This is a genomic window from Sphingobium sp. B8D3A (assembly GCF_025961995.1).
Classification (GTDB): domain Bacteria; phylum Pseudomonadota; class Alphaproteobacteria; order Sphingomonadales; family Sphingomonadaceae; genus Sphingobium.
This window is the reverse complement of record NZ_JAOQOS010000001.1, coordinates 3,533,974-3,550,637: the sequence shown is the minus strand read 5'-3', so window position 1 is coordinate 3,550,637 and position 16,664 is coordinate 3,533,974. Positions and strand designations below refer to the sequence as shown.

Genomic DNA, 16,664 nt, shown 5'->3' with positions numbered 1-16,664 from the left:
ATGCCGCGCTCAGCGCGCGAAGAGCGCCTTGAGCCACTTGTCGAGCACCGGCGTGGCGGGATAATCCGGGTCGCCCAGCCGGCGATTGATTTCCATGTGGCCCTGCAGGCCTTTGCCCTCGAACCGGTCGACCTGCACCGGCGTTCCGGCCTTTCGCAGAGCCTCGGCCAGCGCGCGGGCCTGCGCGGTGCCATCCTCGCGGTCGACATGGAAGATGAGGAAGGCCGGCGCATTGGGCGCAGCGGCGTGCAGCGTCGGAGAGAGAGCCCTCTGCCGGGCCGGATCGTTGCCGAAGGCCTCTGTGTAGGTCTTGCCCATGATGCGCGGCCCGGACTTCATTTGGGCCGGCACGTCATATGCGGCGCCATCCAGCGCCACGATGCCGGCGGCGGCATCTGGTGCCAGACCGGCCTCGCGCAGATAGCGCGGGTCCGTGCCCACCAAAGCGACGAGATGCGCGCCCGCGCTGTGCCCCATCAGCAGGATCCGCCGGGGGTCGATGTTCAGCTTGTCCGCGTTGGCGATGACATAGGCGAGGGCGCTGGCCACATCCGCCGCCTGCTGCTCGACCGTCGCCTGCGGCACCAGCCGGTAGTCGATGGAGGCGAGCGCATAGCCCTGCGCCGTCAGATGCGCGACCTTGCGCTGGCCCGTGGCATTGGTCTTGTTGCCATGCTGCCATCCGCCGCCATGCACGAAGATGACGAGTGGCACCGGCGCGGACCTCTGCCCAACAGCGGGCCAGAAGGCGAGGGTCTGCGCCGGGTCGCGCCCATAGGCCATTTCGCGCCCGTCCACCGTCTTGTCGGCTGCGATATCCTGCTGCATCCGCCCGGCCATGCGCTCGCGAATGCGATCGCGCAGGCTTGCATCGGCGGGCAGGCTGGTAACACCGACCGTGGCCGCGATTGCGGCGATGAGCGTGACGCGAGGTAAATGAGAGCGAATCATGAGCCTGACTTTCAAAAATGCCAGGCCTTTTGATCGGGAACTTTGCCTTACAATGCGATGAACGGATGTTCGCCATGGGTGAATTGCCCGATCTCCTGCCATGCCTGCTCGCCGCACCTGCCTTGACGGGAGGTCCGTCGAGCGGCTAACGGGCGCCCCGGACCGGGTGCGATGGCGCGCCCGCTTTGATCCAGTCCGACCACCGAGTCCTGTCGAAGGGTGGTCGCGATCCGCCCGGCAGGCGGAGACGTGTATCCATGGCAAATGTAACCGTGATCGGCGCCCAGTGGGGCGATGAAGGCAAAGGCAAGATTGTCGATTGGCTGGCCAGCCGCGCCGATTGCGTCGTGCGCTTCCAGGGCGGTCACAATGCCGGGCATACGCTCGTCGTCGGCGAGCAGGTCTACAAGATCAGCCTCGTGCCCTCCGGCATCGTCACTGGCACGCTCTCCATCATCGGCAATGGCGTGGTGCTCGATCCTTGGGCGCTCAAGGCCGAGATCGAGAAGCTGCAGGGGCAGGGCGTGCATGTGACGCGCGACAATTTCGCCGTCGCCGACAATTGCCCGCTCATCCTGCCGATCCACCGCGATCTTGACGGCCTACGCGAGACGGCGGCCGGCAAGGGCAAGATCGGCACCACGGGCCGTGGCATCGGCCCGGCTTATGAAGACAAGGTCGGCCGCCGTGCGATCCGGGTCTGCGATCTCGCTCATCTTGATTCGCTGGAGCCGCAGCTCGATCGGCTCTGCGCCCATCATGATGCGCTGCGCGCCGGCTTTGGCGAGCCCCCCATCGATCGGACCAAGCTGATCGCCGATCTGCGCGAGATCGCGCCCTTCGTGCTGCAGTTCGCCGAGCCGGTGTGGAAGCGGCTGCGCGATGTGCGCAAGGGCGGCAAGCGCATCCTGTTCGAGGGCGCGCAAGGCGTGCTGCTCGATGTGGACCACGGCACCTACCCGTTCGTCACCAGCTCCAACACGGTGAGCGGCACGGTCGCCTCGGGCTCCGGCATGGGGCCGAGTGCGGCGGGCTTCGTGCTGGGGATCGTGAAGGCCTACACCACGCGCGTTGGCTCCGGCCCGTTCCCGACCGAGCTGGTGGACGAGACCGGCGAGCGTCTCGGTCAGCGCGGCCATGAATTTGGCACCGTCACGGCCCGCAAGCGCCGCTGCGGCTGGTTCGACGCGGTGCTGGTCCGCCAGACCTGCGCGCTTTCCGGCGTCACCGGCATTGCCCTCACCAAGATCGACGTGCTCGACGGGTTCGAGACGATCAAAATCTGCACCGGCTACCGGTTGAATGGCGAAATCATCGATTATCTGCCCGCGCACGCGGCCGATCAGGCCGCAGTCGAGCCGGTGTATGAAGAGATGGAGGGCTGGGAAGGCACCACCGTCGGCGCCCGCTCCTGGGCGGACCTCCCGGCGCAGGCCATCAAATATATCCGCCGCATCGAAGAGCTGATCGAATGCCCGGTCGCCAGCGTCTCGACCTCACCGCAGCGTGAGGACACAATCCTGGTGCGCGATCCGTTCGAGGATTGAGGACAGGCGGGGCGCGCGTTGGCGCGCCAGCATGCTTTCGTAAGGAAAAAGGCAGATCGACGCCGGACGGAGCTTCCTGTCCGGCATCGGTCCGCCTTCATGGTCTTCAGGTCAGAAGAGCAGGTAGAGCAGGATGATGATGGGAATCGGGATCCCGATCAGCCACAGCAAGATACCTTTACCCATGTCATCAGTCTCCTTCTTATCTCTTTGACCAATGCCTCGGGCGCCAATCCGTTGCCTTGAGGAGCGAATGCGGCCCGCAATTGCAGTTTCGCGCGTGAGGGCCTAAAGCGCGCCGGCTATGAGCCGCTCCATCACATTCGCCATTCCCAAGGGACGCATTCTCGAAGAGGCCCTGCCGCTGCTGGCGCGCGCGGGCATCGAGCCCGAGGCGGAGTTCCATAAGAAGGAAAGCCGGGCGCTGCGGTTCGCGACCAATGTCGAGGGCCTGTCCATCATCCGCGTGCGCGCGTTCGATGTGGCGACCTTCGTCGCGCATGGCGCGGCGCAGGTCGGCATCGTGGGATCGGACGTGATCGCCGAGTTCGGCTATTCCGAGCTTTATGCGCCGGTCGATCTCGATATTGGCCATTGCCGCCTGTCTGTCGCCGAGCCGGCCGATGCGGTGCCCGAGGTGCTCGGGGCGGCCAGCCATGTCCGCGTCGCGACCAAATATCCGCATCTCACCCGCGCGCATTATGAGGCGCTGGGCATCCAGGCCGAGTGCGTGAAGCTGAATGGCGCGATGGAACTGGCGCCCTCGCTCGGGCTGGCGCGGCGGATCGTCGATCTGGTCTCGTCCGGCGCGACGCTCAAGGCCAATGGCCTCGTTGAAACCGCGAAGATCATGGACATTTCCGCGCGACTCATCGTCAACCGGGCGGCGATGAAGATGCGCGCTGCCGAGCTGGTGCCAATGGTCGAGCGCTTCCGCGCTGCCGTGGAGGCCAGCCGTGCCGCTTGAGCTGGATGCCCGTGATGCGGGGTTCGCTGCGCAGTTCGAGGCGCTGGTCAACGCCCGGCGCGAGGCGGATGAGGATGTCGCACAGGCTGTGCGCGATATCGTCCGGCGCGTGCGGGCCGAGGGGGACTCCGCGCTGGCCGACCTGACCGCGCGGTTCGACCGTTTCGATCTTGATGCGCAGGGTTGGTCGATCAGCGCCGAACAATGCGCCCAGGCCTATGCGCAGATCGATGCGCCGCTGCGCGATGCGCTCAATCTCGCCGCTGAGCGGATCGCCACCTATCACGCAAAGCAGAAGCCGGAAGATGCCGGCTGGACCGACGAGGCCGGCGTGCGGCTCGGCGCGCGGTGGAACGCTGTGGAAGCGGCAGGCATCTACGTGCCGGGCGGGCTGGCCGCCTATCCCAGCTCGCTGCTGATGAATGCGATTCCGGCCAAGGTGGCGGGGGTCGAGCGCATCGTGATGATGTCGCCGACGCCGGGCGGGCAGCTCAACCCTGCCGTACTGGCGGCGGCGCACATCGCTGGCGTGAGCGAAATCTGGCGCGTCGGTGGCGCGCAGGCCGTCGCTGCGCTGGCTTATGGTACGGCGCGGATCAAGCCGGTGGACGTGATCGTCGGGCCGGGCAATGCCTGGGTCGCGGAAGCCAAGAGGCAGGTTTACGGCGTTGTCGGCATCGACATGGTGGCGGGGCCGAGCGAGATCGTGGTGGTCGCGGACGGCAAGAACGATCCCGAATGGATCGCTGCCGATCTGCTCAGCCAGTCGGAGCATGACGAGACCAGCCAGTCGATCCTGTTCACTGACGATGCGGCCTTTGCCAAGGCGGTGGCCGCGTCGGTCGAGGACTGGCTCAATCGGCTCGAAACCGGCGCTCGCGCGCGGGTGAGCTGGACCAATAATGGCGCGATCATCCTGGTGCCGGACCTTGAGGCCGCGCTGCCGCTGGTCGACCGGCTGGCGCCCGAGCACCTCGAACTGGCCGTGGACGATCCGCAGCCGCTGTTCGACAAGGTGCGCCATGCCGGATCGGTGTTCATGGGCCGGATGACGCCGGAGGCAATCGGCGATTATGTCGCCGGGCCGAACCATGTGCTGCCGACCGGGCGCCGCGCGCGCTTCTCCTCCGGGCTTTCCGTGCTGGACTTCATGAAGCGCACCAGTTTCCTGCAGCTCGATGCGCGGGCCATCGGCGCCATCGGCCCGGCAGCGCTGGCGCTGGCGCAGGCGGAGGGGCTGCCGGCCCACGCGGCCAGCGTGGCGGTGCGGCTGAAATAGACAGACCCGATGCAGGGGCGCGCGGAACGGGATGGTGAAATCCCGTATCCATCGCGCGCCCGAACCGATATGAAGGACGCAATGAAGCCAACGAAATCAAAGTCCCGCTCTGCGGCGCGGCTAGCGGCCGTGCAGGCGCTCTACCAGCAGGAGATGGAAAGCACGCCGTTGCCGCTGCTCCTCCACGAGTTCCATCAGCACCGCCTTGGCGCAACCATCGAGGACGTGACCTATCACCCGGCCGAACAGGCCTTCTTCGATGATGTGGTGAAGGGCGTGGACGCGCGCCGCGACGAGATCGACCAGCATATCATCGACCGGCTGGCCAAGGGCTGGTCGATGGAGCGCCTCGACAAGCCGATGCGGCAGATCCTGCGCGCCGGCACCTATGAACTAATCGCTCGCGCCGACGTGCCGACGGCGAGCGTCATCAGCGAATATGTCGATGTCGCCCACGCCTTCTATGACAAGCGGGAGGCCGGCTTCGTCAACGGCCTGCTCGACGGCATCGCCAAGAGCGTGCGCACCTGAGATGAGCGGCGAGGCGGACCTTCTCCGCCGTCTGCGCGCCATGGCGAGCGACCCCGCGGCGCGCGGCCTGATGGACGATGTGGCGGTGATGCCCACCATGGGGCAGCAACTCGTCATCACCAGCGACACGATGGTCGAAGGCGTGCATTTCCGCGCCGACGATCCGCCCGAAACCGTCGGATGGAAGCTGGCGGCGGTCAATCTCTCCGATCTCGCCTCCAAGGGCGCGGTGCCTGTTGCCTGCCTGCTGAACTACGGATTGACCGGTCAGCCCCGCTGGGACGAGGGGTTCCTCGATGGGCTGGGGCGGGCGCTGCGCAGTTTCGGCATGCACCTCATTGGCGGCGATACCGTAAAGCTGCCGGCGGGCGCGCCGCGCGTGCTTAGCCTGACCGCCATGGGCGAGGTGCCCGCGCATGAACAGGTGCCGGCGCGCACCGGCGCGCGACCGGGCGACCGCTTGTTCGTTTCCGGCCCGATTGGCGATGCGGGCGCCGGGTTGGCGCTGCTCGCTGAGGGGTTGAAGGAGCCGGCGGAGTTGATCCGCGCCTATCGCGTGCCCACGCCGCACATCACGCTCGGGCAGACGCTCTCGTCGCAGGCCCATGCGATGATGGACGTCTCCGACGGGCTGCTCATTGATGCGCAACGTATGGCGCTGGCCAGCGATTGCGCGGTGGAGATCAATCAGGTGCCGCTGTCCGATGCCTATGTGTCGCTGCGCGGGAACGGCATCGAGGCGCGGCTTGCTGCTGCGACGGCTGGCGATGATTATGTGTTGCTCGTTGCCTTGCCCGGCACGCTGGCGCCGCCGCGCGGACTGCTGGAGGTCGGGCGGTTCAAGCATGGCGAGGGGTTGACGCTGCGCCTTGATGGCAAGGCAGTGCCGTTGCCGGCGCGGCTGGGCTACGAGCACGGCTGATGGTCGCGCTCCAGCTTCCGTTCCTGCTGAGTAGGCTCTGAGTAGCGCCGTGGCGCGTATCGAAGCGCCGTATCGAAGCATCGCGCCCTGAGCAGTCCTTCGATACGCCATTTTGGCAGGCTCAATGGCTACTCAGGACGAACCGACTAGGAGGTGGACGCGGCCGCTGGGCCGATTGCAAGGCCGATGCCCCGTTCGTGTCGAGCCCTTCGACTGCCCGCAGGGCGGGCGCTCAGGATAAACTTCAGCCGTAAGCTGAAGTCGAGACACCCCGCCCAGCGGGCGGCGCTTGCGGCATCTCGACTTCGCTCGATGCGAACGGACGCATAGTCCCGATCCCGCCCCTTCCGTTTAACCGCTTGACGGCACGGGAGAGCGCTTTACCTTCCGCTCCAAAGCCGAACATGGGCGGTCAACGCCCGGGCACCGTCACAGGGGAGAACGCGATATGACCTCGGTCTTGATCGCCATTGGTTGCGGCCTGCTTGCCGTGATCTATGGTCTGGTGACCAGTCGCCAGGTGCTGAGCGCGCCGGCCGGTAGTGCCAGGATGCAGGAAATTGCGGGTGCCATTCAGGAAGGCGCCAAAGCCTATCTCGGGCGACAATATACCACCATCGCTATCGTCGGCGTCATCGTCGCCATCATTCTCTTCTTCACGCTCGGCCTGCTCTCCACCGTCTCGTTCCTGATCGGCGCGGTGCTCTCGGGCGTCGCCGGTTATGTCGGCATGAACATTTCCGTGCGGGCCAATGTCCGCACCGCGCAGGCCGCGAGCGAATCCCTGCAGGGCGGGCTGACGCTGGCCTTCCGGTCCGGCGCGGTGACCGGCATGCTCGTGGCCGGCCTCGGCCTGCTCTCCATCGCCGGGACGTTCTGGTATCTGACCGGTCCGGGCGGCCTCGCGCCCAATGATCGCTCGATCATCGCCGCGCTGACCGCGCTGGCTTTTGGCGCCTCGCTCATCTCCATCTTCGCGCGTCTGGGCGGCGGCATCTTCACCAAAGCGGCCGATGTGGGCGCCGATCTCGTCGGCAAGGTCGAGGCCGGCATTCCCGAGGACGATCCGCGCAATCCGGCGGTCATTGCGGACAATGTCGGCGACAATGTCGGCGACTGCGCCGGCATGGCCGCCGATCTGTTCGAGACCTATGTGGTGACGCTCGGCCTCACCATGGTCTCCATCGCGCTGCTGGTCGATGCGCCGTCTGCGCAACTCATGGCGCTGATGTCACTGCCGCTGGTCGTCGGCGGCATCTGCATCATCACCTCGATCATCGGCACCTATTTCGTGCGGCTGGGCAAGTCGCAGAACATCATGGGCGCGCTCTATAAGGGCTTCTGGATGACGGCGGTGCTCTCGGTCGGCGGCATCTGGTACGTCACCTGGCGCGTGCTGGGCGACATGGATATGGCGATCGGCGCGGGGCTGGATGGCACCGGTGGCTATACCGGCATGGCGCTGTTCTGGTGCATGTTGATCGGCCTGATCGTCACCGGCCTGCTGGTGTGGATCACGGAATATTACACCGGCACTAACTATCGCCCGGTCAAGTCCATCGCGAAGGCGAGCGTCACAGGCCATGGCACCAATGTGATCCAGGGTCTGGCGATCAGCCTGGAATCGACGGCGCTGCCGACGTTGGTCATCACGATCGCGGTGATCGCGACCTACCAGATCGCCGGGATCATCGGCGTGGCCTTCGCGGCTACCTCGCTGCTCGCATTGGCCGGCATGGTCGTCGCGCTCGATGCCTATGGCCCGGTGACCGACAATGCCGGCGGCATCGCGGAAATGGCGGGCTTGCCCGATGATGTGCGCCACCGCACCGATGCGCTCGATGCCGTGGGTAACACCACCAAGGCGGTGACCAAGGGCTATGCCATCGGTTCGGCGGCGCTGGCCGCACTGGTGCTGTTCGGGGCGTACACGGCGGATCTGGAAATCTACTTTCCGGACATCGCGGTCGATTTCTCGCTGAGCAATCCCTACGTCATCGTGGGTCTGCTGCTGGGGGCGCTGCTGCCCTATCTCTTCGGTGCATTCGGCATGACTGCCGTGGGCCGGGCAGCGGGCGCGGTGGTCGAGGATGTGCGTGAGCAGTTCCGCAGCGATTCGGGCATCATGGCGGGCACGTCCCGACCCAATTATGCCCGCACCGTGGACATCGTGACCAAGGCGGCGATCAAGGAAATGATCATTCCCTCGCTGCTGCCGGTGCTGACGCCCATTGCGGTCTACTTCATCATCACCGCCGTGGCCGGGCAGGCGCAGGGCTTTGCTTCACTGGGCGCGCTGCTGCTCGGTGTCATCGTTTCCGGCCTGTTCGTCGCTATCTCGATGACCAGTGGCGGCGGCGCCTGGGATAATGCCAAGAAATATATCGAGGATGGCCATCATGGCGGCAAGGGCTCCGAGGCCCACAAGGCTGCCGTGACGGGCGACACGGTCGGCGATCCCTACAAGGATACGGCCGGTCCGGCGGTCAACCCGATGATCAAGATCACCAATATCGTGGCGCTGCTTCTGCTCGCCGCACTGGCGCACGGGGCGATGTAAAGATCCCGGCGCACATCCCGGAAACGGGAGAGGAGGAAAGCCCGTCCGGATCTTGTCCGGGCGGGCTTTTCACGTCTTGGCCGATGGGCCCTCTCCGCGATGCTGGCGAGCCGGAGGCGCCGACGCTATAGCGCCCGCCATGTCTTCTGCGCTTGCCTCCTTCCAGTCCCAGCTTGACGCTTTGGAGCGTCGCGCGCGCCGGCGGCGCCTTATGCCGCGCGCGGGCCATGATTTTGCATCTAACGACTATCTCGGCCTTGCTAGCGACCCGGCGATTGCGGCTGCGGTGGCCGATGCGCTGGCGCGGGGTGTGCCGGTCGGGTCGGGCGGGTCGCGGCTGCTGCGCGGCAATGCGCCGGAGCATGAGGCGCTGGAGGCGCAGGCCGCGCAGATATTCGGCAGCGAGGCGGCTTTGTTTCTGGCCAATGGCTTTGCCGCGAACATCGCCATTCTTGCCGGCCTGCCGGGGCCAGGCGATCTTGTCGTCGCGGATTCGCTCATTCATGCCAGTGCCCATGACGGGATGAAGCTCGGCAAGGCCCGCTCCGTGCTCGCGCAGCATAACGATGCCGACGCCTTTGCCGACTCCATTGCCGGCTGGCGGCGCGAGGGGGGCACTGGGCGGGTGTGGATCGTCGCCGAAACGCTCTATTCCATGGACGGTGACAGGGCGCCGGTCGATGACCTTGCTGCCGTCGCTGCGCGGCATGATGCGATGCTGGTGCTGGACGAGGCGCACGCCACCGCCGTTCACGGGCCGGGCGGGCGGGGCCTGGGCGCGCATCTTGAGCCGGCGGAAAATGTCATTGCGCTCCACACCTGCGGCAAGGGGCTGGGCGCGGAGGGGGCGCTGGTGACGGCCGCCCGGCCGATCATCGATCTGCTGGTCAATCGCGGGCGCAGCTTCGTCTTCTCGACGGCGCCATCGCCGCTGATGGCGGTTGCGGTGCAGGCCGCGCTGGCGCGCGGTCTGGAGGGCGACGATCTGCGCGCGCGCCTGAGCGATCTGATCGACCATGCTGCGCAGCATTTATGCGCGCCGCTGGGGCTTCCCGCGCCTGCCAGCCAGGTCCTGCCGATCGTGCTGGGGGACGATGCGCGGACGATGCAGGTTGCGGCCTTGCTGCAGCAGGCCGGGTTCGATGTGCGCGGTATTCGCCCGCCCACGGTGCCGCGCGGCACCGCGCGCCTGCGCGTGTCGCTCACGCTGAATGTCGATGAGCAGATCATCGCAGAACTGGGGGAAGCGTTGCAGCAAGCGCTCGGACAGGTGCCGGCATGAGCGGCGCCCTCATCGTCTCGGGCACAGATACCGGCATCGGCAAAACGGTGGTTGCGGCCGGTCTCGCTGCGGCTCTGGGCGCTTCCTACTGGAAGCCGATCCAGGCCGGCACGGCCGATGGCACGGACAGTTCGGATGCGGTGACGCTCGGCGTTGCGCCGGGCCAGTGCCTCCCGGAGGCGTATCGGCTCGCGCTCCCGGCCTCGCCGCATCTGGCCGCCGAGCGGGAGGGGCTTGTGCTGGACCCGTCCCGTCTAACCCTCCCACCTGCGCGTCCCCTGATCGTCGAGGGGGCCGGGGGCCTGATGGTGCCCGTCCGCCGCGATCCGTCGATGCTGATGATCGACCTGTTCGCGGGCTGGGGCGCGCCGGTGTTGCTCGTCGCGAGGACGGGGCTCGGCACGATCAACCACAGCCTGCTGAGCATCGAGGCGCTGAAAGCGCGGTCCATCGCCATTGCCGGGCTGATCTTCGTCGGGGAGGTACATCCTGATAATGAGGCGATCGTGCCGGCGCTGACGGGCGTGCGCAGCTTCGGCCGTCTGCCGATGCTGGACCCGCTCGATGCGGCGCATCTGCGGCAGGCCATGCACGCGCATATCGATCTGGCTGCCGTGCGGATGGCCCTGGGTGGGCCGTCATGACCTCCCCGGTCTGGCATCCCTTTACCCAGCATGGGCTTGGCGAGCCGATCCCGCAGATCGTCTCGGCCTGCGGCGCGTGGCTGACCTGCGATGACGGCCATCGGCTGCTCGACGGCATCTCAAGCTGGTGGGTCATCACCCACGGCCATTGCGAACCGCGCATCGCGGCGGCCATCGCGGCGCAGGCGGGCACGCTCGATCAGATGATCTTCGCGGGCTACACCCATCCGCAGGCGGAGGCGCTGGCCCGGTCGTTGGTGGCGCTGACCCCGCCCGGCCTCGACCATGTATTCTTCTCGGACAGTGGGTCGACGGCTGTCGAGGTGGCGCTCAAAATGGCGCTCGGCCATTGGCACAATCGCGGCGAGGCGCGGCACCGCCTGCTGGTGCTCGAGCATAGCTATCATGGCGACACGATCGGCACGATGTCGGTGGGCGAGCGCGGCGTGTTCAATCGTGCTTATGCGCCGCTGTTGTTCAACGTGGAGACGGTGCCCTTTCCCGCGCAAGGGCAGGTGCAGGCCAGTCTCGATGCACTGGAACGGCTGTGCCGGACGGGCGAGAAGCCCGCCGCGTTCATCGTCGAGCCGCTGGTGCTCGGGGCCGGCGGGATGCTCTTCTATCCACCCGAAACACTCCGCGCCTTTGCCGAAATTTGTGCGCAGCATGATGTGCTCTTCATCGTGGATGAAGTGATGACCGGCTGGGGCCGCACCGGCACGCTCTTTGCCTGCGAACAGGCCGGCGTGGCGCCGGATATCCTCTGCCTGGCGAAGGGGCTCACCGGAGGCGCAGTCCCATTGGCGGCGACGTTGGCCAGCGCAGCAATTTTCGAGTCGCACCGCAGCATGGACCGCGCGACGATGTTCTTTCACTCATCGAGTTTCACGGCCAACCCGGTCTGCTGCGCGGCGGCCAATGCCAATCTGGCGATCTGGCGAGACGAGGATGTGCCGGGGCGCATCGCCGCGCTGGGCTTGGCCCTTGATGAAGGGCTGGCAACGCTCGCCGGCCATGGCCGCCTGCACAACCCCCGGCGGATCGGTGCCATTGCGGCCATCGACATGGTGGTGCCCGATGGCGGCTATCTCTCGGACGTCGCCCCCCGCTTGCGGGCGCATGCGCTGGCGCAGGGGCTCTTGCTTCGGCCGCTTGGCAACACCATTTATCTCATGCCGCCTTATTGCACGACGCCGGCCGAGATTGCGCAGGCTTTCTCCGTCATTGCGGACGCGGTGGATACCCGCCCGAACTGGCACACGCGCTGAAATTCACCGGACGGCTCAATCGCTTCCCAATCCGCGCTTTTGCGGCTATGGGGCGCCATTCGCGAAAAACTGGAAGATTATGGCCAAAGAAGAACTCCTCGAGATGCGCGGGCAGGTGGTTGAACTGCTGCCCAACGCCATGTTCCGCGTCCGTCTGGAAAATGATCACGAAATCCTCGGTCACACCGCAGGCAAGATGCGCAAGAACCGCATCCGCGTGCTCGTCGGTGACGAAGTGTTGGTCGAGCTGACGCCCTATGACCTAACCAAGGGCCGGATCACCTATCGCTACATGCCCGGCCGCGGCGGCCCTGGCCCCGGCCAGCCCTGATCGGCAGCGCGGCGGCGCCTCCGCCCCGCGATAGCCGGACAGGCGACTCCATGCGCCTCATTCTCGCATCCGCCTCGCCGCGCCGACTGGACCTTCTCGCCCAGATCGGCGTGACGCCCGATGGCGTGGACCCTGCCGACATCGATGAAACGCCGCGCAAGACCGAACTGCCGGCGCCCTATGCCGCGCGCATGGCCGCGCAGAAGGGCGCGGCGGTGGCGGCACGTCATCCCGGCGCGCTGGTGCTGAGCGGCGATACGGTGGTGGCCTGCGGGCGGCGCATTCTGCCCAAGGCGGAGGATGAAGCCACGGCGCGCGCCTGCCTGACGCTGCTTTCCGGTCGGCGGCATCGCGTGCTGAGTGCGGTCACGCTGATCGATGCCGAGGGCAAGGCGCGCCACAAGCTCTCGACCAGCACCGTCACCTTCAAGCGCCTGCACCCGCAGGAGATCGACGCCTATCTCGCCAGCGGCGAGTGGGACGGCAAGGCTGGTGGCTACGCCATTCAAGGACGCGCGGCGGGACTGATCCGCGCCCTCTCCGGCAGTCCGTCCGGCGTGATTGGCCTGCCACTTTACGAAACGCGCACGCTCCTCCTTTCAGCAGGCTATTCTTGTGACTGATATACCCACGACGCTCCACTGGCTCTATGAAGAGGGCATTGGCGAGGCCCGCGCCGCGCTGGTGAGGGGCGGGCGGATCGTCGAGGCGCAGATCGAGCGGGAAGACAAGCGCGCCCGCGCCGGCGGCATTCATTCCGGGCGGCTGGTTCGCACGCTCATTGCCCGCAAGCGCGGCATCGCGCGGCTGGATAGCGGCGAGATGGTCCTGATCGAGCCGATCCCGCCCAAGGTGGCGGAAGGCGCGCCCGTGCGCGTCGAGATCCTGCGCGAGGCTATCGCCGAGCCGGGGCTGGACGAGGCGCGCGAAAAGCTGGCCAAGGGGCGCATCGCGCAGCTCGGCGTGCAGGCCGGTCCCGGGCCGAGCCTGCTCCAGCGGCTGCAGGCGAGCGGCGTGCCTATCGTGCCATGCCCGGCGCATGAGGCCGACCGGATGGAAGCGGCCGGCTGGAGCGAATTGCTGGCCGAGGCGATGAGCGGTGAGGTGGGCGCCGAGGATGCCGCATTACGCATCTTCCCGACGCCGGCGATGACACTCATCGATGTCGACGGTGCCGCGCCGCCCGCCCAGCTCGGCCCCAAGGGCGCCAAGCTTGCCGCGCAGGCGATTGCGCGCATGGGCATAGCCGGGTCGATCGGCATCGATCTGCCAACGATGAACAACAAGGACGAGCGCCTGATCGCGGCGGCGCAGATCGACAAATATCTGCCCCAGCCCTTCGAGCGCACGGCGGTCAACGGCTTTGGCTTCGTGCAGATCATCCGCAAGCGCGAGCGGCCCTCGCTCATGGAACTGCTGCGCGCCGACCCAGTGCGCGCGGCGAGCATGGCGGCGCTGCGCGCGGCTGAGCGGCAGGAGACCGCCGGCGGCGGAGGCGGGCCGGTCGTGCTGACGGTGCCTGCGGCTGTCGCGAAGGATATCCGCACCCATCCGGACTGGATAAAGCTGCTGGAGCGCCGGCGCGGCGGGTCGCTGGACCTGCGCATCGACGACGCCCTGACGCTCGGGACGCATCATGCCCATTAAGAACGTCTGCCCCTTGTGCCGCCAGCCGAGCGTGCAGGAATTTCGCCCCTTCTGCTCGCGCGGCTGCCGCGACCGTGATCTGATCGGCTGGATGGATGAGGGCTATCGCGTCCCCGTTCGTGCCGATGATGACGAGGATGGCGAAGGCGGCAGTGCCGGTCCCGCCAATGAGGACGCTTCGCGGGGCTGACCGGCGCGCAAGGCCCGCCAAATGCGGGCGGAATGCGCATCTTCGGCTCCCGTCACTTTCTTGAACGGAAAAGGGCGAAACGGGGCTGGACATGCCCCCGCGACCATGCTTATAGCGCACGCTCTTTCGCCGGGTCTTGCACCAGAGGCGATCCCCGTGCCCGGGTAGCTCAGTTGGTAGAGCATGCGACTGAAAATCGCAGTGTCGGCGGTTCGACTCCGTCCCCGGGCACCACTTTCCTCAGCATCTGAAAGTCTGCTGCCCGTTGCAGGCCGGCGCTGCGCTATTGCAAGTTCTTCTGCCGCACGACCCAGCGCGGGTTGCGGCACAGCCCGCAATCGGTGCCAACGAACATGGCGCGCGCTTGTGAATCGCCCTTCAGGCGCCAGTCCAGCCAGGCGACGGCAACCTTGCCGAATTCGCCGCCATTCTTCTCCCAATAGGTGCCCTCATGCGGGGTCTGCTTGCGATAGGCGCGCAGGGCCTGGATGTTCGGCAGGTGGGCGAAGTCGTCATTCGCGTTGGGGAAGGCGACATCCATCTCATCGCCGCTGATATAGGCGACCGCGCCATGCAGCTTGGCCAGATCGGCCTTGACCAGCGCCTTGCCGCCGGCGGTGGCATTGAGGCCGGAATCGTCAGGGAACAGGCCCATATTCCACACGACGGTGGTGGTTACACGCCGGTCGGCACCTGCCTCGATCGCCTGCACGCCGCCGCAGGACATGCCCATCACTGCGATGTTCGCCGTGTCGATGCGGCCCTGATAGGGGCTGCCGGCGCGGCTGTTCTCGGCGATGGCCCAGTCGAGGGCGGCGATCAGCTGCCGGGCCGATGTCGGGGCGGGCGGTGCCGTCGCCGGATCGGGCGGGCCCTGGTTGGGCGCAGGCTCGGGCCGCCAGCTTTGATCCTCCAGCGCGCCGATCTTGCCGTTCGACACCACGAGATAGCCGTGGGAGGCGATCTCGCTGAGGAACCAACGGAACCACGTGCCCTTGTCCAGACAGCCGCCAACGCCCCACACGACGATAGGGAGCTTCTGCTTTGGCTGCGTGCGCCCCCGCAGGGGATCATAGATCGTGTGATCGGGCAGGCGCGCATCGGTGGACGGGGTCACCGGAAAAGGGCCGGAGCCGAGGGGCGTCTCGTTCGACACTGCCTTTGGCAGACCACTGGTCGCGCAGGCGCTGAGGCCAGCGACGCCCGCTAAAGCCATCATGCCGGAGAGGATGATTTTCCGAACAGCCTTCACTCGCAACGCCCTTGTTCTCACGATCTTCATAGGGCGCACAGTGCCGCGCGGGGCGGGCATTGGCTACATAAAATTGTTAGGCAATGCAGGTCGTCTTCAGCTTGCGCCGCCGATTGCTCCGGGCGTCAGCACCAGCGCCAGCAGGATGAGCGCGGTGGCGATATAGGCCCAGACGCCCATGCCGGCCCAGGCCGCGCGCAGGGCGCCGCCCTCCATGCCGTCGGCCTTCTGCAGCCGGCGGGCGTAGATGATTGTCCCGGTGACCGCGAGGCCGGTCATCAGCACGCCGAACAGGAACCAGACGAGCTTGGTCGGCAGGCCGCCGAAGTCGCCAAAATGGAGCGGGTCGGCCATTTCCGAGATGCGCTGATGCACGTCGAGGTCGCGCCCATCCAGCAGGGCGGTCACGCGGCCGGTCGCGGGATCGACGGCGACGCCATTGGCGCGGTCCCGCACCAGCCAGGCCTGATCCTGCCCGAGGAAGATGACGCCATTGTCCGGCGTGAAGCGGATTTCCCTGATCGAGAGTGTCGGCTTGGCCGCATGGGCGACCGCGACCAGTCGATCCAGCGCGGCGCCGGTCGGGGGCGGCGCAGTGGCGGCGGCGATCTCGGGCAGTTCCGGCACCGGCGCCCGACCGCCGAGCGTTTCGACCAGATACCAGAGCCCGGTCAGCGTGATGAGCGCGACGAACCACAGGCTCCACAGGCCGGCGAGGCGGTGCAGGTCGCCATGAAAGCGCCGTGAGTCCCCGCGTCTTGGCGCGCGGAAGAAGCCGCGCCACCATTTCTTGTACGTCACGATACCCGTGACCAGCGATGCCAGCAGCACCAGCGAGAGCGCGCTGACGATGGGAATGCCGATCTTGGTCGGCAGCATGAGGTGGCGATGCACTTGCCGCAGGAAGCGGTGGACATTGGCCCAGCCATGCGTGCCGGTCACCTGCGCTTCCCAGGGATCGACATAGACGCGGCGAGGCGAACCCTTGCCGATGTCCACCCACGCCTCCGCGGCGAACCAGGGATCGAGCGGGGCGTGGACCATCTGCAGCCGCCCCTCCGGCTCCGCGCGGGCGGCCGCCTGCGCAATGGCACCCCAGCTTGCCACGGGCCCATCCTGCTGGGTGACGCGCATGGCCGGGGTCACCAGCCAGTCGATCTCATGCGCAAACACCGCCAGCGTGCCGGTGGCGAGAATGAAGGTCAGGAAAATCGAGAGCTTCAGCCCCGCCCAGCTATGGACGCGCCACCAGATCGAACGGGGTTTGGGCTTCCGGGCGCTTGTCATGAACGC

General features: G+C 66.8%; 16 protein-coding genes and 1 tRNA gene. 14 read left to right on the top strand and 3 right to left on the bottom strand.

Translation table 11 applies throughout. The features are described from left to right. Positions 1-9: 9 nt before the first annotated feature. A complete protein-coding gene (locus M2342_RS16425; protein WP_264580067.1) occupies positions 10-840 on the bottom strand; it encodes an alpha/beta hydrolase in 831 nt (276 codons plus the stop codon). A gap of 368 nt (positions 841-1,208) precedes the next feature. On the opposite strand from M2342_RS16425, the gene M2342_RS16420 reads away from it, so the two are divergent. The 14 genes from M2342_RS16420 to M2342_RS16355 all read left to right on the top strand — a co-directional run bounded on the left by M2342_RS16420 (position 1,209) and on the right by M2342_RS16355 (position 14,353). Beyond that, the gene (locus M2342_RS16420; RefSeq protein WP_264579867.1) at positions 1,209-2,498 is read left to right on the top strand and encodes an adenylosuccinate synthase; all 1,290 of its coding nucleotides are present in this window, start codon (positions 1,209-1,211) and stop codon (positions 2,496-2,498) included. A gap of 304 nt (positions 2,499-2,802) precedes the next feature. Continuing rightward, the gene (hisG, locus tag M2342_RS16415; RefSeq protein WP_264579866.1) at positions 2,803-3,465 is read left to right on the top strand and encodes an ATP phosphoribosyltransferase; all 663 of its coding nucleotides are present in this window, start codon (positions 2,803-2,805) and stop codon (positions 3,463-3,465) included. After that, entirely contained in the window at positions 3,455-4,744 is a 1,290-nt protein-coding gene (hisD, locus tag M2342_RS16410; protein WP_264579865.1) for a histidinol dehydrogenase, read from the top strand. Before hisG ends, hisD begins: the two co-directional genes overlap by 11 nt. Before the next feature lie 81 nt (positions 4,745-4,825). Then, positions 4,826-5,275 carry a transcription antitermination factor NusB gene (gene nusB, locus M2342_RS16405; RefSeq protein ID WP_264579864.1) on the top strand — a complete coding sequence of 150 codons (450 nt, stop codon included), beginning with the start codon at positions 4,826-4,828 and terminating at the stop codon, positions 5,273-5,275. Between the two features lies 1 nt (position 5,276). Further along, positions 5,277-6,197: a thiamine-phosphate kinase gene (gene thiL, locus M2342_RS16400; RefSeq protein ID WP_264579863.1), complete on the top strand. Its 921-nt coding sequence runs from the start codon at positions 5,277-5,279 to the stop codon at positions 6,195-6,197. Between the two features lie 448 nt (positions 6,198-6,645). Continuing rightward, a complete protein-coding gene (locus tag M2342_RS16395; protein ID WP_264579862.1) occupies positions 6,646-8,757 on the top strand; it encodes a sodium-translocating pyrophosphatase in 2,112 nt (703 codons plus the stop codon). Between the two features lie 139 nt (positions 8,758-8,896). After that, a complete protein-coding gene (locus M2342_RS16390; protein WP_264577268.1) occupies positions 8,897-10,039 on the top strand; it encodes an 8-amino-7-oxononanoate synthase in 1,143 nt (380 codons plus the stop codon). Further along, positions 10,036-10,683 carry a dethiobiotin synthase gene (gene bioD / locus M2342_RS16385; protein WP_181558540.1) on the top strand — a complete coding sequence of 216 codons (648 nt, stop codon included), beginning with the start codon at positions 10,036-10,038 and terminating at the stop codon, positions 10,681-10,683. Before M2342_RS16390 ends, bioD begins: the two co-directional genes overlap by 4 nt. After that, positions 10,680-11,951: an adenosylmethionine--8-amino-7-oxononanoate transaminase gene (locus M2342_RS16380; protein WP_264577269.1), complete on the top strand. Its 1,272-nt coding sequence runs from the start codon at positions 10,680-10,682 to the stop codon at positions 11,949-11,951. Before bioD ends, M2342_RS16380 begins: the two co-directional genes overlap by 4 nt. A 79-nt stretch (positions 11,952-12,030) precedes the next feature. Beyond that, positions 12,031-12,282 carry a translation initiation factor IF-1 gene (gene infA, locus M2342_RS16375; RefSeq protein ID WP_181558542.1) on the top strand — a complete coding sequence of 84 codons (252 nt, stop codon included), beginning with the start codon at positions 12,031-12,033 and terminating at the stop codon, positions 12,280-12,282. 50 nt (positions 12,283-12,332) lie between these two features. Further along, complete coding sequence (locus M2342_RS16370) at positions 12,333-12,905, top strand: Maf family protein (protein WP_264577270.1); 573 nt, start codon at positions 12,333-12,335, stop codon at positions 12,903-12,905. After that, positions 12,892-13,929 (top strand): ribonuclease, encoded by a 1,038-nt coding sequence (locus M2342_RS16365; RefSeq protein ID WP_264580066.1) that lies wholly within the window; start codon positions 12,892-12,894, stop codon positions 13,927-13,929. Before M2342_RS16370 ends, M2342_RS16365 begins: the two co-directional genes overlap by 14 nt. After that, positions 13,919-14,119, top strand: coding sequence for a DNA gyrase inhibitor YacG (locus M2342_RS16360; protein WP_264579861.1), 201 nt, complete (start codon positions 13,919-13,921; stop codon positions 14,117-14,119). The genes M2342_RS16365 and M2342_RS16360 overlap by 11 nt, the downstream gene beginning before the upstream one ends. A gap of 158 nt (positions 14,120-14,277) precedes the next feature. Further along, positions 14,278-14,353: transfer RNA gene (locus tag M2342_RS16355), tRNA-Phe, on the top strand. Positions 14,354-14,402: 49 nt separating this feature from the next. Here M2342_RS16355 and M2342_RS16350 read toward each other — a convergent pair. Then, the gene (locus tag M2342_RS16350) at positions 14,403-15,371 is read right to left on the bottom strand and encodes a hypothetical protein (protein ID WP_264579860.1); all 969 of its coding nucleotides are present in this window, start codon (positions 15,369-15,371) and stop codon (positions 14,403-14,405) included. Positions 15,372-15,467: 96 nt separating this feature from the next. Next, a complete protein-coding gene (locus tag M2342_RS16345; RefSeq protein WP_264579859.1) occupies positions 15,468-16,658 on the bottom strand; it encodes a PepSY-associated TM helix domain-containing protein in 1,191 nt (396 codons plus the stop codon). Positions 16,659-16,664 lie beyond the last annotated feature (6 nt).